This window comes from Segatella copri (assembly GCF_026015295.1).
Classification (GTDB): Bacteria; Bacteroidota; Bacteroidia; order Bacteroidales; family Bacteroidaceae; genus Prevotella; species Prevotella copri_C.
Window position 1 is genome coordinate 993470 of record NZ_JAPDUW010000001.1, and the last position, 22658, is coordinate 1016127.

The following is a 22658-nucleotide window of genomic DNA, read 5'->3' on the forward strand; positions in this document are numbered from 1 at the left end:
CTAAATTAAGCGCGAGCCTTCGCGATGTAACCGAGAGCCTCCTGACACTTGGCTGTGATGGCAGCCCAGTCGCCAGCAGCAACAGTTTCCTTAGGGAAGAGCTTAGAGCCCATACCTACGCAGAGAACGCCAGCCTTGATCCAAGGAGTAAGATTCTCCTCTGTTGGCTCTACGGCACCTGTTACCATGATGTTGCTCCAACGCAAAGGTGCCATTACGTTCTTGACGAATGAAGGACCGCCTACGTTACCTGCTGGGAATACCTTGGTTACGTCGCAACCGGCAGCCTGAGCATTATTGATTTCTGTTACAGAACCGCAACCTGGTGAATAAGGAACCAGACGACGGTTGCAAACTGGAGCAATCTCTGGGTTGAAGTTAGGACCTACGATGAAGTTAGCGCCGAGCTGGAGATATAGAGAAGCTGTACCGGCATCAACAACTGTACCTGCACCCAGAATCATCTCAGGACAAGCCTTGTCGGCCCACTTTACCAACTCTCCGAAAATCTCGTGAGCGAAGTCACCACGGTTAGTAAACTCGAAAACACGTACGCCACCCTCGTAACAAGCCTTGATGACGTTCTTGCAGATTTCAACATCCTTATTGAAGAAAACAGGTACCATACCAGTCTCTTTCATGGCTGCCATAACCTGCATTTTGCTAAACTTTGCCATTACCTTATATGAATTAACAATGAATAGTTTATAGTTTATAAGAGCTACGCCGTAAGCAAGACTGCCTATAAACTATCAACTATAAACTTTAAACTATAATTATCTCTGAACTCGACCATTAGCGTTACCGCCAGCCAGGCTCTCTACCTCGTCAGCAGATACCAGGTTGAAGTCGCCTGGGATAGTATGCTTCAAAGCAGAAGCAGCTACCGCAAACTCAAGAGCCTCGCCCTGAGTCTCCTTAGTAAGAAGACCGTGGATCAGACCACCAGAGAAAGAGTCGCCACCACCAACGCGGTCGATGATAGGGTTGATGTCATAGTGCTTGCTCTGATAGAACTCCTTACCATCATAGATAAGAGCCTTCCAGCCGTTGTGTGTAGCAGAGAGAGATTCGCGGAGAGTAGAAACAACATACTTGAATCCGAACTCCTTCATCATGCCCTTGAAGATTCCGTAGTAACCCTCAGCATCAGTCTTACCGCCCTCTACGTCAGCATCTGGCTTGAAGCCCAGGCAGAGCTGAGCATCTTCCTCATTACCGATGCAAACATCAACATACTTCATCAGAGGACGCATAACAGAGATAGCCTTCTCAGAAGTCCAGAGCTTCTTGCGGAAGTTGAGGTCAACAGAAACTGTTACGCCGTGACGCTTAGCAGCCTCACAAGCCAACTTGGTAAGTTCAGCAGCCTTGTCGCTGATAGCTGGAGTAATACCGCTCCAATGGAACCACTGGGCACCCTCCATAATCTTGTCGAAATCGAAATCAGATGGGTCAGCCTCAGCAATTGCGCTGTGTGCACGGTCGTAGATTACCTTGGATGGGCGCATAGAAGCACCAGTCTCGGCATAGTAGAGACCTACGCGGTCGCCACCACGAGCGATGAACTCTGTGTTAACGCCGTAACGACGGAGACCGTTGACAGCAATCTGACCGATCTCGTGCTTAGGGAGCTTAGATACGAAGTAAGCATCATGACCATAGTTAGCCAAGCTTACAGCTACGTTAGCCTCACCACCACCAGGGATGATGCGAAGTGATTCACTCTGAATGAAACGATCATTGCCTTCTGGTGATAAACGAAGCATGATCTCGCCCAATGTTACAATTTTTGCCATGTTTGATAGTTTTAATTTTTTTGTTTTTATTTTGTTTGTTATGAGTAACAAATTAAATTCCACTTTTCAGTAGAGAAATGAAGTTCAATTATCAGTTGTCGTTCAATTTCGAGGGCAAAAATAACCATAATTTCTCGAATAACGAAATAAAATTGCATTTTTTTTTGTTTTTCGTGCAAAAAAGTTGCTGTGTCTTCGCACAATTCAAAAAATTGTTGTATATTTGCGGCAAAATTCGTACTTGTGGTCGCACACAACAGAATTGCTTAATACTAATTGTGGTCTGTGCACAGCTAGGAAGTACCTGCGACGTTTTATCTATCGTAGCCCCCAGGAGAGGCTCCTTATATAATAAGTACACGCGAGGCAACCAGACCCGTAATGCTAAAAAACAATGGCCGAAAAAATCAGAATCAAGGATATTGCCGAGAGAGCTGGCGTATCCGTTGGAACCGTAGACCGAGTTCTGCACGACCGTCCTAACGTGTCGAAAACTGCACGCGACAAGGTCGAGAAAGCCCTCAAGGAAATGAATTACCAGCCTAATGTGTACGCCAGCGCTCTGGCTTACAACAAATCCTATACCTTCTACCTGCTGATTCCGAAACACGAATCGGAGGCTTACTGGGAGGAGATAGAGGAAGGCGCAAGAAAATGTGAAGATACCCGACGTGACTTCCATATCGATGTAGAGATTCGTTTCTATGAGCGTTCCAGCGAGGAATCGTTCCGCGAAGAAGGCAACAAGATTCTTGAGGCCAGTCCGGAAGGAGTTATCGTGGTGCCTTCATCGCTCGATGTAACCCGCGAGTTTACTGAGGCGTTGCACCACAAAAGCATCCCATTCATCCTGCTCGACTCCTACATGCCCGATCTGCGTCCGCTCTCTTTCTTCGGCCAGGATTCGTTCTGTTCCGGTTTCTTCGCAGCCAAGATGCTGATGATGCTTGCTGCAAAGGAAGATGAAATCCTGCTCATGAGGCAGACCAAAGACGGAAGAGTGGTCAGCAAGCAGCAGGATAACCGAGAGGTAGGATTCCGCCATTACATGCACGACCACTTCCCTAACGTGAAGATTACCTTGCTCGACCTGCCGTTGAGCGGCACACGTGCTGAATTCGCCAAAATGCTGGAGAAGTTCTTTGCCGTGCATCCGAACATCCACCATTGCATCACCATGACTTCGAAGGCGCACATCGTGGGCGACTTCCTGCTGAAGACCAACCGCCGCGACGTTCAGATCATGGGCTATGATATGGTAGAGAAAAACGCCCGCTGTCTGCGCGAAGGAAGCATCTCCTTCCTCATCGCCCAGCACGCCTACATGCAGGGGTACTCCTGCGTAGACACGCTCTTCCAGGCCATCGTGCTGAAGAAGAAAGTTACGCCGGTAAACTATATGCCTATCGAGCTGCTGATGAAGGAAAACGTAGATTTCTATCGCAGAACCCAGCTCTAAGGCTATCGGGCAGAACAGGGTTTCCGCATGGAAGACAATTCATACAGGAACATTATAAATTATAAACAATAAATAAAAGACAGACTACGTATGGAACAATCAAGTTTTATCAAGATTAACCCTGCCGACTCGGTAGTGGTTTGCTTGCGCCCTATGAAGAAGGGTGAAACTATTGAAGTAGATGGCAAGACCATCACATTATTGCAGGATACTCCTGCAGGACACAAGGTGCTCATCAACGATGCTGCCGAGGGTACAGACATTCTGAAGTATGGCTACCCTATCGGTCATGCAAAGACCGGTCTCAAAGCGGGCGAATGGGTAAACGAGAACAACCTCAAGACCAATCTTGCCGGTACGCTCGAATATACCTATAACCCGGTTAACGAGCAGCTGAACATCGCTAAGGAAAACCGCACCTTCATGGGCTACGTTCGCAAGAATGGCGAAGTAGGCGTAAGAAACGAAATATGGGTAGTTCCTACCGTGGGCTGCGTTAACGGCGTGGCTGAGAAACTGGTAGATCTCCTCAAGAAAGAAACAGGCTGCGAAGGCATCGACGCCATCCACGCATGGCACCACAACTTCGGTTGCTCACAGCTCTCGGGCGACCATGAGAATACCCGCAAGGTGCTTCGCGATATCTGTCTGCATCCAAACGCAGGTGCCGTGCTCGTTCTCTCGCTCGGCTGCGAGAACAACCAGCCAGATGATTTCATGAAGATGCTCGGCGACTATGATCACGACCGCATCAAACTTCTTGTAACACAGAAGGTTGAAGGCGATGAGCTAGAGGAAGGTATGAAGATTCTGCGCAACCTCTATGCCCAGGCTAAGGAAGACAAGCGCGAGGAAGTTCCGGTAAGCAAACTGCGCGTAGGTTTGAAGTGTGGCGGTTCTGACGGCTTCAGCGGAATTACAGCCAACCCATTGGTAGGTGAATTCAGCGACTGGCTCGTAGCTCAGGGCGGTACAAGCATCCTGACAGAGGTACCGGAAATGTTTGGCGCAGAAACCATTCTGATGAACCGTTGCGAGAACAAGGAACTCTTCGACAAGACCGTTCACCTGATTAACGACTTCAAGGAGTACTTCCTGAGCCATGGTGAACCAGTTGGCGAGAACCCTTCTCCAGGTAACAAGGCAGGTGGTATCTCAACCCTCGAAGATAAGGCTTTGGGTTGCACCCAGAAGTGCGGGCGTGCTCCGGTAAGCGGCGTGCTCCAGTATGGCGACCGTTTGGAGACAACAGGTTTGAACCTGCTTTCAGCTCCGGGTAACGACCTCGTTGCAGCCACAGCTCTGGCTTCAGCAGGTTGCCAGCTCGTTCTCTTCACCACAGGTCGCGGAACCCCATTCGGAACCTTCGTGCCAACGATGAAGATTTCTACCAACAGCAATCTGGCAAAGAACAAGCCAAACTGGATTGACTTCAACGCCGGCGCTCTGGTAGAAGGTGTAGAAATGAAAGACTTGGTAAGCAAGTTTATTGATAAGATTATAGCCGTAGCAAGTGGCGAGGAGGCTCGCAACGAGTATAATGGCTATCGTGAAATCTCCATCTTCAAGAATGGAGTAACTCTTTAATTAAGAAGAAAAAAGAAGTATGAGTAATAAAAAAGGTTTGCTGGCGTTGTCGCCATTATTTTTGCTGATTGTCCTCATCGTGGCTTTTACCGTATATTCGGTAGACAGCAGCCATCAGGACACCAGCCTCTCGCTCACAGTAGCGTTCATGATTTCGAGCATTTATGCCGTGGCTATTTCCGGCGGAATGCCTGTCAGGAAACGAGTGGACACATACAGCAAGGGTGCCGGCGCCAACAACCTGATGCTCATGCTCTGGATTTACGTGCTGGCTGGCTCGTTTGCCGCATCAGCCAAGGCGATGGGAGCCGTTGATGCAACCGTCAACCTGGCGCTCAGCATCCTGCCAGCCAGCATGATTCTGCCAGGACTATTCCTGGCTGCCTGCTTTATCTCCGTATCTATCGGAACAAGTGTGGGAACCGTAGTGGCTCTGGTTCCGATAGCCGCCGGACTTGCCCACTCGATGGATGCTAACGTAGGCATGATGACCGCCATCATCGTAGGTGGCGCTTATTTCGGCGACAACCTCTCGTTCATCTCCGATACGACTGTTGTTGCTACGCAGACGCAGAACTGCAAGATGAGCGATAAGTTCAAGGTCAACTCCATGATTGTGGTTCCGGCCGCCGTACTCGTACTCATCGCCTATTCTGTCATGGGAGTCGGTCTTCAGGCCCCAACCCACATCAACGAGGTAGAATACATGAAAGTATTGCCTTACCTCACCGTCCTCGTTACCGCTATTGCCGGCATGAATGTAATGGCAGTTCTCACTCTGGGCACCCTACTCTGTGGCGCCATCGGCATAGGCAGTCATCTTCTGGGTGCCTCCGGAAGCTACGATCTCTTTGGCTGGTTCTCAGCCATGGGCAACGGCATTATCGGCATGGGCGAACTCATTATCATCGCCATGATGGCAGGTGGTATGCTCGAAATCATCCGCGAAAACGGCGGAATCGATTTCATCATCAACAAGATTACAGCCCACGTAAACAGCAAGCGTGGAGCCGAACTTTCTATCGCCGCCCTCGTTTCGATGGTAAACATCTGTACGGCAAATAATACGGTAGCGATTCTGACAGTAGGAAATATTTCGAAAAAGATAGGCGACCGGTTTGGCGTAGACAACCGCAAGGCAGCCAGCATTCTCGACACCTTCTCATGCATGGTTCAGGGATTGATTCCTTATGGCGTGCAGATGCTCCTGGCAGCCGGTCTGGCCAATCTCAGTCCGATGGACATTCTTCCTTATCTCTACTATCCGCTGGCGATAGGTGTGGCAGCCCTGCTGGCCATCCTCTTGCGCTATCCTAAGAGATACAGTTAGGAAGACTTCTCAAATCAGAGGAGGGGCTCCTTCTGCGTTAGAGATTTCTTGACAGGAAGAACAAAACTTTATTATTGACTATTAATAAGAACAAGGCATATGAATTTTCTTCAGCGCAACCTTTTTACTAAGCTCCGTGCCGACAACTTCGGCATCAAGGAAGAAATGGAACCGATGACTACCTTTAAGAAGAAAAAGATAGCTCAGATGCTCAAAAATGTGAATGATGTTCCTGCCGGAGAGGTGAAGATGAACAACGGTTTTCTGAACCGACGGCTCAGCAAGATTCAGGAAGATGAACGCCACGCCATCGATACCTCTATCGAGACCATTTACCTGCTGCGCATCATCGTGGCAAACGTAAATGGAATGCTGGCTAACGGAATCAATCTCAGAGGAATCATCCAGTTGGGAGACTACCTGAGAACCCGAGGCGACAAGGTAGATTTCGTAAAACTGGAGAAGTGGCTTGCCAAGCTCCGCATCCAGCGCATCGCCCAGCTGGAAGGAAGCGTGCTCATCACCTTCTTCGATTTTGAACAGGACGAAATCCCGTTCGTTCATCACATAGAAAGAGGCGCCTACAAGCTGACGCTCCGTTCGCTCTACTATAACATCATGGACCAGCAGGCCATTCAGTTTGAGCAGACCAGCAGCGGCTTTGTACGCACCACGGGGGGAACCATGCGCAAGAATCTGCGCCGCAGCATGCGCTATCTGCAATACGCTCCGATAGAAACCATGAGCAATTTCATGAATAATTTCTTCCGTTCATTATCTGAGATTGAAGAGTAAATTTCAGTAAGGATTGAAGGGGGTAACCTGGGATTCATCAGGACGAAGAGTAAAATATCTATAAAATTAATCTCTTAGTAGTACGATTTTCATCTGATTTTCGTATCTTTGCATCTATGAAAAAATTATTTATCTCTATTATAGCATCCATTATTGCCTTGGGAGCCCATGCCCAGGTGCAATGCGAAGACACTTGTCGGCACGTTCACGGCATCGACTTGAGTCATTATCAGGGCAACGTGTTCTGGGAAACCGTGGGCGACAACTCTAAGATGGCTTACGTTTATCTGAAAGCTACTGAGGGCGGAACCAACATCGACAGCAAATACAAGAAGAATATCGACCTGGCTCATCGCTACGGAATGAAAGTAGGTTCTTATCATTTCTACAGACCCCGCATCCCACAGCAGACGCAGCTGGAAAATTTCAAGGCCCAATGCCGTCCGGGAGATCAGGACCTCTTGCCTATGATTGATGTGGAGACGAAAAGCGGCATGAATACAGAAGAATTCTGCGATTCGCTCTTTAAGTTTCTGCATCTCGTAGAGAAAGCATATAAGCAGAAACCCCTCATCTATACGGGAGCCAATTTCTATGACAACTATCTTCTGGGCAAGCTAGACAGCTACAAGCTGATGATTGCCCAGTATACGAAGCGCATCCCTGTATTGCGTGATGGTAGAGATTTCGAAATGTGGCAATATACGGGTAAGGGCAGACTCAACGGAATAAACGGCTATGTTGACAAAAGCCGTTTCATGGGGCGCCACAAGCTCAGAGAAATCAGATTCAGACATCGATAGCAATTGGAACCTTGAACTTGGAACTTTATGATTAGCTTCAAGGTAAAGAGTAGATAAGATCTGGAAGTAGAGAAGCATGAATTATATAAGTAAATTAATAAACACAAAATAGAATTATGGCAATTATAAAATGTCCGGAATGCGGACGCCAAATTAGCGATAAAGCACCTACCTGCCCTAGTTGCGGGGTAGAAATAGCAGGCAAAATTACCAAATGCCCAAATTGTGGCGAGATTTATTTCAGCAACCTGGAAATGTGTCCTAACTGCCATGAGCTGAATCCTTCGCTCACAAGAATGACGCCTCCGACAGGAATGAGCCAGCAGACTCCTGCCAGCCAGGCTTCTATGACTCAGCAGCAAGAAGCGGAAAACGCAGCCAGACAGAATGCAATCAGACAAGAAGAAATCCGCCGTCAGGAGGCTCTCAGACAGGAGGCTCTCAGACAGCAGGCTCGTCCTCAGACACCTGTCAGAACAGCAACACCTCCTACTCCACCCGTTCCTCCGGTTCGCCCACAGCAATCTAATTCTCAGAACGGCGGAAACGGCGAGGGAACCCCGGAAAAGAAAAAAAGCAACCGTGGCGTCATCATCATCTCTCTGATTTTCGCCTTCCTCGTTTGTGGCATTTTCTACTATTTCTATGATAGTGCCAATAAGAATAAGGAACTGGAAGCTTACGAGTATGCGATGCAGAGTAGCGACCCGATGGTTCTGCAGAGTTACCTAGATACTTACAAAGATGCTGACGAGGCGCATCGTGATTCCATCATGGCTCACCTCGAACTTCTGAAACAGACCGATCAGGACTGGACCAACGCCGTAGTAAGCGGTTCGAAAGAGGCCCTGCAGGCTTATCTCGACAAATACCCAAACAGTCCACACAAGCAGGAGGTTTTGAACAAGATAGATTCCATCGACTGGAATGTGGCCAAGAATGCTGATAATGCAGAAGCTTACCAGGCTTATCTCGCCGCTCATGCTGACGGTTCACATATCGAAGAGGCTGAGAATGCGATGAAGAAAGCCAAGAGCAGAGATTTGCAGCCAGAAGAGAAAGATATGGTAAGCAGTCTGTTCCGCCATTTCTTCCAAAGCATCAATACCCGCGATGCTGATGGTTTGCAGGCTTCATGCGAGGACATTCTCTCTTCGCTTCTGGGTAAGAATTCTGCTACCAAGGCAGATGTTGTAACCTTTATGAATAAGCTTTATAAGGAAGATGTGACCAACCTGAACTGGTTCCTCACCAACGATTATAAGATTAAGAAGCGCGAGGTGGGTGACGAAGATTATGAATATCAGGTTCAGTTCTCAGCACGTGAGGAAGTTCAGCTTACCGACGGTACTAAGAAAACCAACCATTTCAAAATCAACGCAACCGTTTCGCCAGACGGCAAGGTTTCTGCGTTCAACATGTCGAAGATTAATGCAGCAGAATAGAATAAAAAACGCCCTGCAAGATTAAATAGAATAAAAAACGCCCTGCAAGATCAGGAACTTCATTTCTGAATGTTCCCTTCTTGCAGGGCGTTTCTTTTTACCTTCATGTTTTGGGAAAAGTTCTCATGTCCGAGAACCCGTTCCCTTCTTTTAGAAATTACTTTGCATCCTTCATCTGACGGAGCAAATCTTTCTGCTTATCATTCAACCCGGTTGGCAACTTCACGTTGTAAGTAATCATCAGGTCGCCAAAGGTTCCGTCACCTCGGTCGTATCCTTTTCCGCGAACACGAACCTTCGTGCCATTCTGCGTTTCCGGCTTAATCTTCAGTTTGATTTTAGAACCATTACTCAATTTAATGATTCCTTCGCCGCCCAGCAGAGCCGTATAAAGGTCGATATTCACATTCATGTTCATTTCGCCGTTATTGGCACGACCATTCTGACCGCAACCGCCGCCACAACCACCTGTACCGAAATCAGCACCAGCTCCGTAGCCTGCCCCATTAAAGCCGCTACCATAACCGGCAGAACCATTAAATCCGCCAAAATTGCCGGAACCGAATCCATCAGCAGACTGCTGGCTTCTTCCACGACCTCCGAAGAGATTTTCGAAGAAGCTGGAGAAACCTCCGCCTCCGCCAAACTGGCTGAAGTCGAAACCCTCGAATGGATTTCCACCTGCTCCACCATAGCTTCCGGAACCGCCTGCACCACCAGCTCCGCCGAAACCGCCGAATGCATCAGCATTCTTCCATTGTTCGCCATACTGGTCGTATTTAGCACGCTTATCTGGGTCAGAAATCACCTCATACGCCTCGTTCAGCGCCTGGAACTTAGCCTTCGCCTTCGGGTCGTTAGGGTGCAAATCTGGGTGAAACTGTTTTGCACGTTTACGATACGCAGCTCTCACATCCTTCTGCGGAATGTTCTTGTCTACGCCGAGAATCTTGTAATAATCAACAAATGCCATATTATAAAACCTCCTATTTTTTAGTTTTTAAAAAATATCCAACAAAAAGTATGCCTATTTAAGTTCTTTTTTGTACTTTTGCAGAGAAAATAAGAAACAGAGCTCAACTGATGGGCTTTCATTACTCAAAAGTAATACATTAATTAATATGAAACAATTATTTGCTGCGCTTCTTCTGGCGCTAACTTTCAATTCACAAGCTATGGCACAACAACGTACCGTAAAACTGAGAGTGATAGAGACAAGCGATGTGCACGGCTCTTTCTTCCCTTACGATTTCATCAACCGTAAGCCAAAAGCAGGAACCCTGGCGCGCGTTTCTTCCTACGTCAATAATCTGCGAAAAGACTATAAGGATAACCTCATCCTCTTGGAGAATGGCGATATTCTGCAGGGACAGCCTACCTGCTATTATTATAATTATGTAAACACAGAGGCTAGAAACGTGGCTGCCGATGTGGTCAACTACATGAAGTATGATGCGCAAGTGTTTGGCAATCATGATGTTGAAACGGGTCATCCAGTTTACGACAAATGGATAAAAGAACTCAATTGCCCAGTTCTTGGTTCCAACATCATCAGCACTTCTACAGGCGAGCCTTACGTTAAGCCTTATCTCATCCTGAACCGCGAGGGCGTGAAGGTGGCAGTCTTGGGAATGATTACTCCTGCCATTCCAAACTGGCTCACGGAGAATCTCTGGAGCGGACTGAAATTTGAAAATATGGTAACAAACGCCCGCAAATGGGTGAAGTATCTCCAGGAGAATGAAAAACCGGATGTTATCATCGGCCTCTTCCACAGCGGAAAAGACGGAGGCATCCAGACTGCCGAATATGATGAAGACGCCTCTATCAAGGTGGCAAAAGAAGTGCCGGGCTTCGACCTCATTCTCTTCGGTCACGACCATACGCGCGACAACGAAACCGTAACCAATACTGATGGAAAGCAGGTGGTTTGCCTGGATCCTGCCAACAACGCCATTAGCGTGGCTGATGCAGAAATAACCCTCACCCTCAACAAAAAAAAGGTGAACGGAAAGAAGCAGCTGGTGGTAACTGACAAAAAGGTGACAGGCAAGATTGTGGATGTGACAGATTGTCCTATCGACGAGGATTTCATGAAGACTTTCGAACCTCAGATTGCGGAAGTAAAGAAATATGTGGGCAAGCAGATTGGCAACTTCAAGACTACCATCTACAGCCGCGACCAGTTCTTCGGCAGTTCTGCCTTCAACGATTTCATCCTCAACCTCCAGTTGCAGATTACAAAAGCCGACATTTCGTTCAACGCTCCCCTTCAGTTCAACGCGGTTCTGAAAGCCGGCCCAATCTACGTGAGCGACATGTTCAATCTCTATAAATATGAGAACCAGCTCTACGTAATGCGCATGACGGGCGAAGAAATCAGAAAGCATCTGGAAATGAGTTACGACCTCTGGGTGAACACCATGAAGAGCCCGGACGACCATCTCCTGCTGCTCGATGAGAAGACCGTTGGCGACCAGCAACGCCTCGGTTTCAAGAATCTCTCGTTCAACTTTGATAGTGCTGCGGGAATCGATTACGAAGTTGACGTAACCAAGCCAGATGGCGAGAAGGTGAAGATTCTGCGCATGAGCAACGGCGAACCTTTCGATGAGAAGAAATGGTACAAGGTAGCCGTTAACAGCTATCGTGGAAATGGCGGCGGCGAACTCCTTACCAAGGGTGCCGGAATCCCGAAAGACAGTCTTGAAAGCCGAATCATCTATCGCAGCAAGCGCGACCAGCGCTACTATCTGATGGAAGAAATTGAAAAGATGGGAACGGTTGATGCAAAACCAAATAACAACTGGAAGTTTGTGCCGGAAGCATGGACCAAGCCTGCTGCCCAGCGCGATTTCGAATTGCTGTTCGGTAAGAAGAAATAGTTTCTCGAAACGCTTCTGGAAAAGCATATTATAAAGCTCAAAGTAAAAAAGCAAATAAGTTCAAAATAAAGAATGAAGTATTGGTTTATATTTTGCAAGACTGATCTCTTGCTCGAAAAGAAAGAAGACGGAACCTATACGATTCCTTGTTCAGAAGAGAGTCCAATCCCAACAAAGCCTTGGACTCACATTCTCAATATTACCCCGATGGAAGACGGAACAGAGGTGAAGACCTTCACCATTCCTGAGCCCGTTACCGACAATCCGAAGTACGAAATGTGCGGCTTGCGCCCTAGTTTCTACAAACTCTCTCCTGCCCTTTACCAGAAAGCAGGAAAGTGTCAGGAACTCAACTATTGGGACATGAATACCCAATTCTGCGGCGTTTGCGGAGCTCCGATGAAAATGGCAACCGACATCAGTAAGAAATGTACAGAATGCGGCAAACAGGTCTGGCCTTCGCTTGCCACAGCCATCATCGTTCTGATTAAGAAAGATGATCAGGTCTTGCTGGTACACGCTCGCAATTTCAAGGGAAATTTCGACAGTCTCGTGGCTGGTTTCGTAGAGACTGGCGAGAATCTGGAAGAGGCGGTTCATCGTGAAGTAATGGAAGAAACCGGTCTGACTATCAAGAACTTGAAATATTTCGGTTCCCAGCCTTGGCCTTATCCGAGCGGTCTGATGATTGGCTTTTCGGCAGAATATGTAGATGGAGAAATTCATCTTCAGAAAGAAGAACTCTCTCGTGGTAAATGGTTCACGAAAGAGAATCTCCCTATTCTCCCAGAGAAACTTTCCATCGCCCGAAAACTCATCGACGCCTGGCTGGCGGACAAACTCTAATAATGAGGACAAACTCTAAAAGTGAGGATAAACTCTAAAAAATGATGAAAGAGAAACTTTGGAATGCAAACTACATCAAGGTGATGACTACCAACTTTCTGTTGTATTTCGCCTTCTATCTGCTCACACCTTTGCTCCCTCTCTATCTGAGCGAAAATTTTGGAGCCACGAAAGATGTGATTGGAATTGTGCTGAGCGGCTATACGGTTGCCGCCCTCATCATTCGTCCGTTCAGCGGATATGTGGTTGACAGCTTTTCGCGCAAAAAGGTTCTGATGGTCTGTCTCTCGGCCTTCGCCATCTTCTTTGCCGGCTATATTGCAGCCAGCACCATCCTGATGTTTGCCATCTGCAGAACCCTGCACGGAGGTCCGTTCGGAGCCGTAACGGTTGCCAACAGCACCTGCGCCATCGACGTTCTTCCGGCAAGTAGGAGAAATGAAGGAATCGGACTCTACGGACTGAGCAACAATTTTGCCATGGCAATTGCTCCATCCATCGGAATCTATCTCCATAATGCGGTAGACAGTTACATGATTCTCTTCTGGATAGCTTTCATCGTGGCGATTGCCTCAGTTGTGATTGCAGGAACCATCCGCCTCCCCGAAAAGGAAATCGTTAAGAACAAGGAGAAGCTTTCTCTCGACCGCTTCTTCCTGACGCGTGCCTGGCTCCTTGCCATCAACATCGCCATGTTCGGTTTCTGCTGGGGCGTTCTGAGCAATTATCTTGCGATTTACAGCAAGGAGGAACTCGGAATTACGGGCGGAACGGGCACTTATTTTGCCCTTCTTTCCATGGGCCTGTTCCTGTCAAGATTGCAGGGAAGAAAAGCCTTGAGCCAGGGCAAACTTACCCAGAATGCGGCCGAAGGAATGCTGCTTTCGCTTGTTGGTTTCATCATCTTTGTTGCCGTCAAGCACCCGGTAGCCTATTATCTTTCGGCTTGCCTTATCGGCCTGGGCAACGGTCATCTTTACCCAGCCTTTCTCAACATGTTTATTAATGTGGCTCGTCACAACCAGCGTGGAACGGCAAACAGCAGCATTCTTACAGGTTGGGATTTGGGCTTCGGAATCGGCTGTCTGCTAGGCGGAGTTGTGGCAGAACATTTCGGTTACAACGGAACATTCTGGATGGTTGCTATAGAAAATGCAGCTTCCGTTCTCCTCTTCTTTGCCGCTTCGAAACAATTCTTTGAAAAGAGACGCAGAGAATAGAAAACAGTTGATAAAGAGAAATATAAGATTATGAATAAAAAAAGAGCACTTCATCCGAGACAGAAGAAAGTCTCAGGCGAAGTGCTCTTATTTTTATCTTACTTTTCTGTTTTTAGAAAGGAAGATCATCTGCGCTACCACCCTCTGCTGCAGGAGCTGCAGGCTGAACTGGAGGGAATGCTGCAGTTGCGCCATTAGCAGGAGCTGCTGGCTGAGCAGGAGCTACAGGAGCACCTACTGGAGGAAACGCACCTGGTTGCATTCCGCCCATAGCACCAGCTACGGCGTTAGGGTCAACACGCTGGATGTTCCAGGCACGGATGCTGTTGTACCAACGGCCCTGATACTCATGAGCATCAATATCGAAAGAAACCAGAAGTTCCTCACCACTCTGAATGTTGAACTGAGCCAGACGGTCTGCTCCGAAAACATCAAAGCACAATTTCTTTGGATACTGCTCGTGGGTTTCAATTACGAACGACTGAGCTTTCCACTCTCCTCTTGCAGAGACGCCGCTTCTTTCAGGCAAAACGGCAATAACTTTTCCTTGTAATTCCATATGATAATATTTAAAGTTTTTCCTTTGTTTAAAGGGTGTTTTTTTCTTTCTGACTGCGAAATTACTAAAAATAGTTCAAAAACTAGAACTTTTCTCCAATTATTTTTGCTTATCAGCGATATTTTTTGTATTTTTGTGCTCAATTAGGTGATATTGCCTAATTAAATTAAGGTGAAACAGAAAACAAAATAAAATTTAAATAAAATACTCATGAGATTTACAGTATCAAGTTCTGCATTGAGCAGCAAGCTCAACATGCTCGCAAAAGTGATTGGAAGCAAGAATTCGTTGCCAATCCTCGATTGTTTCCTTTTCCAAGTTGCTAACGGTGAAATGAGCATCACGGCTAGCGATAGTGATAATGTCATCAAGAGTACACTCGCTCTTACCGACCACGATGGAGAAGGTGAGTTTTGTGTGCCTAACCGCGTAATCCTCGATGCGTTGAAGGAACTGCCTGAGCAGCCTCTTCACTTCGATGTGGATGCTGCCGGAGAAGCCATTGCCATCAAGATTGTTTACCAAAACGGTCTTTACAACTTCACAGGTCAGAGCGCAGAGGAATATCCTCGCACACAGAGCATGAACGATGCTTGCACCACCGTTTCTTTGCCTACAGAAATGCTGATCAACAACATTTCACGCTCGCTCTTCGCTACAGCCAACGATGAGTTGCGCCCTGTCATGAACGGTATTTACTTCGACCTGACAGCAGATGCTCTCGCTATCGTAGCAAGCGATGGTCACAAGCTGGTTCGCAGCAAGAACTTCACTATCAAGAGCGAATCTCCTTCAGCATTCAACTTGCCTAAGAAGCCAGCTTCTCTGCTGAAGAACATTCTGAGCAAGGACGGCGACGACGCTATCATCAAGTTTGATGACCGAAGCGCAGAAATCCAGTTTACTGACGGCGTTATGAGATGCAGACTGATTGATGGCCGCTACCCTAACTACAACTCTGTCATTCCAAACAACCCTAACGAGGTTACAGTAGACCGCAGAGGCTTGCAGAGTGCTTTGCGCCGCGTATTGCCATTTGCAAGCGAGAGCAGCCAACTCATCCGTTTCCACATCGAGTCAGCCCGTTTCGAGGTTTCTTCTGAGGATATTGACTTCTCAACATCTGCAAAGGAACAGTTGTCTTGCGAATACAACGGCTCTCCTATCAGCATCGGCTTCAAGGGAAGCAGTCTGATGGAAATCCTGAGCAATCTCACCAGCGACAACATCATCATCCAGCTGGCAGACCCAAGCCGTGCCGGAATCATCGTACCAGCAGAACAGCCTGAGAACGAAGATATTCTGATGCTCATCATGCCTATGCTCCTTAACGACTAAAGGAGCACGGGCTTTCTCTGAAACAACAAAAAGAAAAGTATTTCTACAAAAATGAAACTCAATTTGACAAAGCCTCTGATCGTGTTCGACCTGGAGACAACGGGTCTTGACATGATCAAGGATCGTATTATACAGATTTCTTACATCAAGGTAATGCCTGATGGAACTGAAGACCGCAAGAACCTCTTCGTAAATCCTTGCAAGGAGATTCCTGCCGAAGTAGTTGCCCTTACAGGCATCAGCAACGAAGATGTAAAAGATGCGCCAACCTTCAAGCAGCTGGCTGCCACATTAGAGAAGGAATTTACAGGTTGCGATTTCGCAGGCTACAATTCCAACCACTTCGATGTACCGATGCTCGCAGAAGAATTCCTGCGTGCTGGAATCGACTTCGATTTCAACAAGTGCCGTCTCATCGATGCGCAGACCATCTTCATGAAAATGGAGCGCCGAAACCTGGCTGCTGCTTACAAGTTCTATTGCGGCAGAAAGATGGAGGAAGATTTCGAGGCTCATCGTGCAGATCAGGATACAGAGGCTACTTACCGCGTGCTCATGGGCGAGCTCGACAAGTATGCTCCAGGCGTGCAGGATGAACCTGAGCGCGTGCTCAACAACAACATGGATGAACTTGCCGATTTCTCTAAGCAGAAGGATAATGTAGATTTCGCCGGACGCATCGTTTGGGAAGAGGTAAAAGACGCCCAGGGCAACGTTGTAAACGATGAGAACGGAAATCCTTTGAAGCACGAAGTATTCAACTTCGGCAAATACAAAGGATGGGATGTGGCTGAGATTCTGACCAAAGACCCGGGTTATTTTACATGGGTCTTGGGAAGCGATTTCACCAACAATACCAAGCAGGTGCTTACCCGCATCCGCCTTCGTGAATTCAACAAGAGAATGGGAAAATAATTGTTACCGGACTTTCGCAAGCGGTTGAAGAACAAACCTCTTGCGAAACTCGGATTTATTTCTTAACAGTTAGAAAAATTCATGTTAAAAGGAAAGAAAATCGTATTGGGCATTACGGGCTCTATTGCAGCCTACAAGTCTTGCCTCATCATACGAGGTCTCATCAAGCGCGGAGCCGAAGTGCAAGTAGTCATTACGCCTGCAGGAAAGGAGTTCATCACTCCCATCACCCTTTCGGCTCTTACGCATAAGCCTGTGGTAAGCGAATTCTTCTCACAGCGCGATGGAACCTGGAATTCGCACGTAGACTTAGGTCTGTGGGCCGACGCCATGCTCATCGCTCCTTGCACAGCCTCTACCATGGGAAAGATGGCTCACGGAATTGCTGACAACATGCTCATCACAACCTATCTGTCGATGAAAGCACCTGTTTTCATCGCTCCAGCCATGGACCTCGACATGTATAAGCATCCTTCTACCCAAGCCAACATGAAAACACTTCTGGGCTATGGAAATCACATCATAGAACCCGAAGTGGGATTCCTGGCAAGCGGACTGGAAGGAAAGGGACGCATGGAAGAACCTGATATTATCGTAGAATGCCTCGACAGATTCTTCGATGAACAGGCTCAGCAGAATGCAGAGACAGATGAAGCTGCATCAGAAAACTGCAAGGAAAAAGAAAGCGATAAGCTCGATTTGAAAGGCAAGAAGATCATGATTACAGCCGGACCAACTTACGAAAAGATTGACCCGGTACGTTTCATCGGCAATTATTCTTCCGGCAAAATGGGCTTTGCCCTTGCTGAAGAGTGCTGCCGTCGTGGTGCTGAGGTTACGCTGGTTGCAGGTCCGGTTTCGCTCAGCTGTTCCGAAGCCATTCATCGCATCGATGTAGAAAGTTGCGAGGAAATGTATCAGGCAGCCACTAAAGCTTTTGCCTCAACCGATGCAGCCATTCTCTGTGCTGCTGTTGCTGATTTCAAGCCAAGCGAGATTGCTGACAGGAAAATCAAGCGCGAGAAAGATGATCTGGAACTCCGCCTCGTCCCTACTCACGATATTGCTGCAGCCCTTGGCAAAATGAAACAAAAACATCAGCGAATCGTGGCTTTCGCCCTGGAAACCAACGACGAAGAGGCTAACGCACAAAAAAAGCGCAAAAAGAAAAATGCCGATTTCATCGTGCTTAACTCTACTCGCAATCCGGGAACCACATTCCGTACGGATGATAACCAGATAACGATTATTTCTGAAGAGGGTAAGAAAGAATATGAGAAGAAACCGAAAACTGAAGTGGCTCGCGACATTATCAACGAGCTGGCTCATCTCTTGTAGTCCCATCACATCAGCCGCTCAGGAGTTGCAGGCTAAGATTACCATCAACCATGCCCAGATTCAGGGCACGGAAAACCGGGTATTCGATAATCTGCAGCAAACTCTTGAGCAGTTTGTGAACGACAGGCAATGGACGAATCTTCAATTCAGGAAGAACGAGCGCATCGTGTGCAACTTCAATATCACGGTAAGCAAGTATGATAAAGACCAGAATATCTTTACCTGCAAGGCGCTCATCCAGGCCAACCGTCCCGTCTACAATTCAGCCTATACGTCCACCTTATATAATAATGTGGATGAAAACTTCACGTTCAAGTTTGCCGAGTTCGATCAGCTGGAGTTTACCGAAGAGCGGATTGACAACCAGCTAACGGCTCTGCTCGCCTACTATGCTTACCTCATCATCGGTTTAGATCTTGACAGTTTTGCGCCTAAAGGTGGTGAAGACATTCTGCAACGTTGCATGAACCTCACCAACAACGCCCAGAATCTTGATTTTCCGGGCTGGAAAGCGTTTAGCGACAACAGAAACCGGTTCGCCATCATTTCCGATTATCTCGACGGAGCCATGGAACCTTTCAGAATGCTGCAATACAACTATTACAGAAAAGGGCTCGATGAAATGGCGAATAATGTGGAACGAGGCAGAACTGAAATCACCAACACCCTGCTCCAGGATCTGAAGAAGGCACGTACGGACAGACCGCTCAGTCTGCTGCCACAAATCTGGACCGACTATAAGAAGGACGAGCTTGCTAACATCTATCAGAAACATGGCACTCAGAAAGAGAAAGAAAGCATTTATGAGCTGCTCTTCTCCATCAATCCTTCTCAAAACTCATATTGGGACAAAATCAAGGAATAAGGCTACATGCAGAATGATTCGAGGCAACTTCTCGGATGATAAAGGAAAGATTCTTCCTAGGTAGGTTAAGTTCCTTTAAAACAATAAGATAAGAAATTATGCTCAAGCAATTATACATCAAGAATTTCACGTTGATTGACGAGTTGGACATTCCTCTTTATCCAGGATTCTCTGTCATCACGGGCGAGACGGGTGCCGGAAAGAGCATCATTCTCGGAGCCATCGGACTGCTTCTGGGCAACCGTGCTGACAGCAAGGCCATCAAGGCAGGAAGAGACCGATGCGTGATTGAAGCCCACTTCGATCTGTCAAAATACGGAATGCAGGATTTCTTCGATGCTAACGATATTGATTATGATGCAGAAGACACCATCATCCGCCGCGAACTGACAGCTGCCGGAAAGAGCCGTGCCTTCATCAACGACACGCCCGTCCCCCTGAGCAAGATGAGAGAACTGGGCGAACAGCTTGTCGATATTCATTCGCAGCACCAGAACCTCCTACTGCAGAAGGAAGACTTCCAGCTCAGCGTGGTCGACATTATTGCCCACGATGAAAAGCAGAAGAAGGCTTATCTTGCCGAATACAAGAACTATAAAAAGGCTAAGCAGCAGCTGGAAGACCTGAAAGCGGAAATCGCAAAGAACAGGGAGAACGAGGAATTCATGCGCTTCCAGTTTAAGGAACTGGATGATGCAAACCTGCAGGAAGGCGAACTTGAGCAACTGGAACAGGAAGCAGAAACCCTGAGCCATTCTGAAGACATCAAGACTGCGCTCTATGAGGCAGATAATGCACTCTCGGGCGAAGACGCCAGTATTCTCGACAAGCTGAAGAATGCAGCCCAGCAGATTGACAACATCAAGGAGGTTTATCCGGATGTGAAAGAGGTGGCTGAGCGAATGCAGAGCAGCTATATAGAACTCAAGGATATTGCCCAGGAAATAAGCGGAAGCGTTGACAATATAGAGTTCGACCCGAACCGGCTTGAAACCATCAATTCCCGGCTTGACCAGCTCTACTCGCTCCAGCAGAAATTCCATGTGGAAAATGTAGAAGAACTCATCGCCACTCGCGAGCGAATCAACGAACAGTTGCAGCACATAGATAATGGAGATGAAGACATAGAAGAGCTGGAAAAGCAAGTTGCCCTTCTGCTTGCCAAGGCTGAAAAGCTGGCTGGTGATCTGACTGCCATCCGAACGAAATCGGCAAGAAAGATAGAAGAAGAAATGAAGAAACGTCTCATTCCTCTGGGAATTCCAAACGTCCGCTTCGAAATTTCATTCTCAGCCAAGCCGCTCAGTTCTGATGGTGTTGACAAGGTCAATTTCCTGTTCAGCGCCAACAAGAGCACGCTTCTCCAGCCGGTGAGTCAGGTTGCTTCCGGTGGAGAAATCGCCCGCGTCATGCTTTCTCTGAAGGCCATGATCAGCGGCGCCGTAAAACTGCCAACCATCATCTTCGATGAAATCGACACGGGAGTAAGCGGTAAGATTGCTGAAAAGATGGCGGAAATCATGACAGAGATGGGCAACCTGAACCGTCAGGTTATTTCCATCACCCACCTGCCTCAGATTGCTTCCATGGGAACCCATCATTACAAGGTTCTGAAAGAAGAAACCGAAGAGGGAACTCTTTCTCACATGAAGGAACTCAACGAGCAGCAGCGCATAGAAGAAATCGCCCAAATGCTCAGCGGAAGCGACATTACGCCTGCTGCCCTGGCAAATGCTAAGGAGTTGCTCAATAAACACAAGCAACACAAATAAGATTATGAAAAAAATAAATATGATCATGATGGGACTGATGCTCGGAGCATCGTCCCTCTATGCCCAGCCGGGTTCGGTCCAGAAACTGGCTAAGAGCGTTTTCACCTTGACTACTTTCAATCAGAAAGGCGACATTATCGCCTCTACCCAAGGTGTTTTTATCGACAACAAGGGAACGGCAATCAGCACCTTCAAGCCATTTGTCGGAGCTGTAAAGGCTAGCGTTGTTGACGCTTCCGGCAAATCGATTCCTGTTGAGGCTATCATGGGAGCCGACGAGCTCTACGATGTGGCTAAATTCCGCATCAACGCCTCTACCGTTGCTGCCCCTATCGCAACCAAGGAATCGGCTGCTGGCGACAAGGTCTGGCTGGTTCCTTATTCTATCAAGAAGCCGGCTTACCAGCAGGAGGACATCAGCAGCGTAGAGAAGTTCAAGACTACGTACAACTATTACATCTTCTCGAATAGTGCTCCCGAAAATGCAGTAGGTTGTCCGTTTGCCAACAAGAACGGACAGGTCATCGGTCTGATGCACAGCAATGGTCAGGTTACGGCCATCGACGCCAACTACGCCAAGCAGTTGAAGGTAACCGGTCTTTCGAGTCTTGACGCAGCTCTTCGCGAAACCACCATCCGTACAGCTCTTCCTGATACAGAGAACGAAGCGATGACGATGATGACTCTGAAGAAAGGCCAGACTACAGCTGATGTGTATGCGAAATATAGCGATGAGTTTATCAGCAAATTCCCTACTTCAGCCTTCGGTTACAAGGAGAAAGCCGCTTATCTGACGGATAAGGCAGAATATGATGCAGCTGCCAAACTGATGGAAGAAGGCATTAAGAAATCGGCTGCCAAGGATGAGGCTCATTCCAACTATGCCGACCTGATTTATCAGAAGATTATTTACAAGGGCGATTCTGCTTATAAGGACTGGACGCTTGATAAGGCCATAGCTGAGGCTCAGAAGGCATACGAAATCAAGGCTCAGCCTATTTACCGCCATCAGGAAGCGCAGATTAATTTTGTAAAGGGTGAGTATCAGAAAGCTTACGATACTTTCATGGATTTGACCAATACTTCACTTCTCAGCGGCGAACTCTATTTTGAGGCTGCCCAGGCTAAGAAGAATCTCAAGGCTCCTGCCAAGGAGATTGAAGTTTTGCTCGATAGTGCGATAAGCGTTGGAAGCAAGACCGGAATGGTTGCGAATTATTATCTGGCACGTGGAGAATTTCTGAAGGAGCAGGGTGAATTCCGCCGCGCTATTCAGGATTATAATATGTACGATTCCATTGCCCGTCCTGTTTCGCCAGCCTTCTTCTACACCCGTTACCAATGCGAAACCAAGTTACGCATGTGGCAGCCAGCCCTGCTTGATATTGCCCGCACCTGTTACCTGGCTCCTAAAGAGCCTACATATTTTGCAGAATGGGCAAGTCTCGACTTGCGTGTAAAGCGTTATGATGAAGGAATCAGCGCAGCCACCCATTGCATAGAGTTGGCTCCTGAATATGCTGACGGCTACCTTCTCTTAGGTCTGCTCCAGAAGGAGAAAGGAAATAAGGAAGAGGCCATCAAGAACCTGAAGAAAGCCCAGGAACTCGGCGATTCCCGCGCTGGAGAATATCTCAAGAAAATGAAGTAATTATTTTAGTAATAAATAAGAAAGTCCGTAGGCATTTTAACAGAACGCTTA

At 47.5% G+C, this 22658-nt stretch carries 19 protein-coding genes; 15 read left to right on the forward strand and 4 right to left on the reverse strand.

What is annotated here, in order from left to right:
* Positions 1-5 precede the first annotated feature (5 nt).
* Together ONT18_RS04080 and ONT18_RS04085 are read right to left on the reverse strand one after the other, a co-directional pair.
* Positions 6-677 (reverse strand): bifunctional 4-hydroxy-2-oxoglutarate aldolase/2-dehydro-3-deoxy-phosphogluconate aldolase, encoded by a 672-nt coding sequence (locus tag ONT18_RS04080; RefSeq protein ID WP_022121226.1) that lies wholly within the window; start codon positions 675-677, stop codon positions 6-8.
* Positions 678-776: 99 nt separating this feature from the next.
* Entirely contained in the window at positions 777-1799 is a 1023-nt protein-coding gene (locus tag ONT18_RS04085; protein WP_022121227.1) for a sugar kinase, read from the reverse strand.
* Between the two features lie 394 nt (positions 1800-2193).
* Between ONT18_RS04085 and ONT18_RS04090 the strand changes: the two genes are divergently transcribed.
* The 6 genes from ONT18_RS04090 to ONT18_RS04115 all read left to right on the forward strand — a co-directional run bounded on the left by ONT18_RS04090 (position 2194) and on the right by ONT18_RS04115 (position 9218).
* Positions 2194-3258 (forward strand): LacI family DNA-binding transcriptional regulator, encoded by a 1065-nt coding sequence (locus tag ONT18_RS04090; protein WP_264904223.1) that lies wholly within the window; start codon positions 2194-2196, stop codon positions 3256-3258.
* A gap of 90 nt (positions 3259-3348) precedes the next feature.
* The gene (locus ONT18_RS04095; RefSeq protein WP_264904225.1) at positions 3349-4845 is read left to right on the forward strand and encodes a UxaA family hydrolase; all 1497 of its coding nucleotides are present in this window, start codon (positions 3349-3351) and stop codon (positions 4843-4845) included.
* 19 nt (positions 4846-4864) lie between these two features.
* On the forward strand, positions 4865-6175 hold the full coding sequence (locus ONT18_RS04100; protein WP_006846596.1) for a Na+/H+ antiporter NhaC family protein: 1311 nt from the start codon (positions 4865-4867) through the stop codon (positions 6173-6175).
* A 99-nt stretch (positions 6176-6274) separates the two neighbouring features.
* Positions 6275-6970, forward strand: coding sequence for a hypothetical protein (locus ONT18_RS04105; RefSeq protein ID WP_118080082.1), 696 nt, complete (start codon positions 6275-6277; stop codon positions 6968-6970).
* 116 nt (positions 6971-7086) lie between these two features.
* The gene (locus tag ONT18_RS04110) at positions 7087-7773 is read left to right on the forward strand and encodes a GH25 family lysozyme (RefSeq protein WP_217326318.1); all 687 of its coding nucleotides are present in this window, start codon (positions 7087-7089) and stop codon (positions 7771-7773) included.
* 116 nt (positions 7774-7889) lie between these two features.
* Positions 7890-9218, forward strand: coding sequence for a zinc ribbon domain-containing protein (locus tag ONT18_RS04115; RefSeq protein WP_264904229.1), 1329 nt, complete (start codon positions 7890-7892; stop codon positions 9216-9218).
* A 157-nt stretch (positions 9219-9375) separates the two neighbouring features.
* On the opposite strand, the gene ONT18_RS04120 is transcribed toward ONT18_RS04115, so the two are convergent.
* Entirely contained in the window at positions 9376-10191 is an 816-nt protein-coding gene (locus tag ONT18_RS04120; RefSeq protein ID WP_006846592.1) for a J domain-containing protein, read from the reverse strand.
* A 148-nt stretch (positions 10192-10339) separates the two neighbouring features.
* Here ONT18_RS04120 and ONT18_RS04125 point away from each other — a divergent pair, with 148 nt between their 5' ends.
* The 3 genes from ONT18_RS04125 to ONT18_RS04135 all read left to right on the forward strand — a co-directional run bounded on the left by ONT18_RS04125 (position 10340) and on the right by ONT18_RS04135 (position 14169).
* On the forward strand, positions 10340-12103 hold the full coding sequence (locus tag ONT18_RS04125; protein WP_264904232.1) for a bifunctional metallophosphatase/5'-nucleotidase: 1764 nt from the start codon (positions 10340-10342) through the stop codon (positions 12101-12103).
* A gap of 72 nt (positions 12104-12175) precedes the next feature.
* Entirely contained in the window at positions 12176-12949 is a 774-nt protein-coding gene (nudC, locus tag ONT18_RS04130) for an NAD(+) diphosphatase (protein ID WP_217313955.1), read from the forward strand.
* Between the two features lie 41 nt (positions 12950-12990).
* A complete protein-coding gene (locus ONT18_RS04135; RefSeq protein WP_117727804.1) occupies positions 12991-14169 on the forward strand; it encodes an MFS transporter in 1179 nt (392 codons plus the stop codon).
* A gap of 112 nt (positions 14170-14281) precedes the next feature.
* Here the strand turns inward: ONT18_RS04135 and ONT18_RS04140 are convergent, their stop codons facing one another.
* Positions 14282-14728 (reverse strand): DUF3127 domain-containing protein, encoded by a 447-nt coding sequence (locus ONT18_RS04140; protein ID WP_264904235.1) that lies wholly within the window; start codon positions 14726-14728, stop codon positions 14282-14284.
* Positions 14729-14938: 210 nt separating this feature from the next.
* Here ONT18_RS04140 and dnaN point away from each other — a divergent pair, with 210 nt between their 5' ends.
* The 6 genes from dnaN (at position 14939) to ONT18_RS04170 (ending at position 22607) form a co-directional block, all read left to right on the forward strand.
* The gene (gene dnaN / locus ONT18_RS04145) at positions 14939-16066 is read left to right on the forward strand and encodes a DNA polymerase III subunit beta (protein ID WP_264904237.1); all 1128 of its coding nucleotides are present in this window, start codon (positions 14939-14941) and stop codon (positions 16064-16066) included.
* A gap of 51 nt (positions 16067-16117) precedes the next feature.
* Positions 16118-16981: a 3'-5' exonuclease gene (locus tag ONT18_RS04150; protein ID WP_117586197.1), complete on the forward strand. Its 864-nt coding sequence runs from the start codon at positions 16118-16120 to the stop codon at positions 16979-16981.
* Between the two features lie 81 nt (positions 16982-17062).
* On the forward strand, positions 17063-18319 hold the full coding sequence (locus tag ONT18_RS04155) for a bifunctional phosphopantothenoylcysteine decarboxylase/phosphopantothenate synthase (RefSeq protein ID WP_153080250.1): 1257 nt from the start codon (positions 17063-17065) through the stop codon (positions 18317-18319).
* Positions 18255-19184, forward strand: a complete 930-nt coding sequence (locus tag ONT18_RS04160) for a DUF4835 family protein (protein ID WP_082231212.1) — start codon at positions 18255-18257, stop codon at positions 19182-19184. Before ONT18_RS04155 ends, ONT18_RS04160 begins: the two co-directional genes overlap by 65 nt.
* 98 nt (positions 19185-19282) lie before the next feature.
* Positions 19283-20956, forward strand: coding sequence for a DNA repair protein RecN (gene recN / locus ONT18_RS04165; RefSeq protein WP_264904239.1), 1674 nt, complete (start codon positions 19283-19285; stop codon positions 20954-20956).
* 4 nt (positions 20957-20960) lie between these two features.
* Positions 20961-22607: a tetratricopeptide repeat protein gene (locus ONT18_RS04170; protein ID WP_264904240.1), complete on the forward strand. Its 1647-nt coding sequence runs from the start codon at positions 20961-20963 to the stop codon at positions 22605-22607.
* The last annotated feature ends 51 nt before the right edge of the window (positions 22608-22658 follow it).

Coding starts and splice junctions, on each gene's coding strand:
- ONT18_RS04160 (WP_082231212.1), top strand. CDS start 18,255: ATGAGAAGAAACCGAAAACTGAAGTGGCTCGCGACATTATCAACGAGC.
- ONT18_RS04100 (WP_006846596.1), top strand. CDS start 4,865: ATGAGTAATAAAAAAGGTTTGCTGGCGTTGTCGCCATTATTTTTGCTG.
- ONT18_RS04080 (WP_022121226.1), bottom strand. CDS start 677: ATGGCAAAGTTTAGCAAAATGCAGGTTATGGCAGCCATGAAAGAGACT.
- dnaN (WP_264904237.1), top strand. CDS start 14,939: ATGAGATTTACAGTATCAAGTTCTGCATTGAGCAGCAAGCTCAACATG.
- nudC (WP_217313955.1), top strand. CDS start 12,176: ATGAAGTATTGGTTTATATTTTGCAAGACTGATCTCTTGCTCGAAAAG.
- ONT18_RS04150 (WP_117586197.1), top strand. CDS start 16,118: ATGAAACTCAATTTGACAAAGCCTCTGATCGTGTTCGACCTGGAGACA.
- ONT18_RS04090 (WP_264904223.1), top strand. CDS start 2,194: ATGGCCGAAAAAATCAGAATCAAGGATATTGCCGAGAGAGCTGGCGTA.
- ONT18_RS04170 (WP_264904240.1), top strand. CDS start 20,961: ATGAAAAAAATAAATATGATCATGATGGGACTGATGCTCGGAGCATCG.
- ONT18_RS04110 (WP_217326318.1), top strand. CDS start 7,087: ATGAAAAAATTATTTATCTCTATTATAGCATCCATTATTGCCTTGGGA.
- ONT18_RS04105 (WP_118080082.1), top strand. CDS start 6,275: ATGAATTTTCTTCAGCGCAACCTTTTTACTAAGCTCCGTGCCGACAAC.
- ONT18_RS04095 (WP_264904225.1), top strand. CDS start 3,349: ATGGAACAATCAAGTTTTATCAAGATTAACCCTGCCGACTCGGTAGTG.
- recN (WP_264904239.1), top strand. CDS start 19,283: ATGCTCAAGCAATTATACATCAAGAATTTCACGTTGATTGACGAGTTG.
- ONT18_RS04085 (WP_022121227.1), bottom strand. CDS start 1,799: ATGGCAAAAATTGTAACATTGGGCGAGATCATGCTTCGTTTATCACCA.
- ONT18_RS04125 (WP_264904232.1), top strand. CDS start 10,340: ATGAAACAATTATTTGCTGCGCTTCTTCTGGCGCTAACTTTCAATTCA.
- ONT18_RS04155 (WP_153080250.1), top strand. CDS start 17,063: ATGTTAAAAGGAAAGAAAATCGTATTGGGCATTACGGGCTCTATTGCA.
- ONT18_RS04115 (WP_264904229.1), top strand. CDS start 7,890: ATGGCAATTATAAAATGTCCGGAATGCGGACGCCAAATTAGCGATAAA.
- ONT18_RS04120 (WP_006846592.1), bottom strand. CDS start 10,191: ATGGCATTTGTTGATTATTACAAGATTCTCGGCGTAGACAAGAACATT.
- ONT18_RS04140 (WP_264904235.1), bottom strand. CDS start 14,728: ATGGAATTACAAGGAAAAGTTATTGCCGTTTTGCCTGAAAGAAGCGGC.
- ONT18_RS04135 (WP_117727804.1), top strand. CDS start 12,991: ATGATGAAAGAGAAACTTTGGAATGCAAACTACATCAAGGTGATGACT.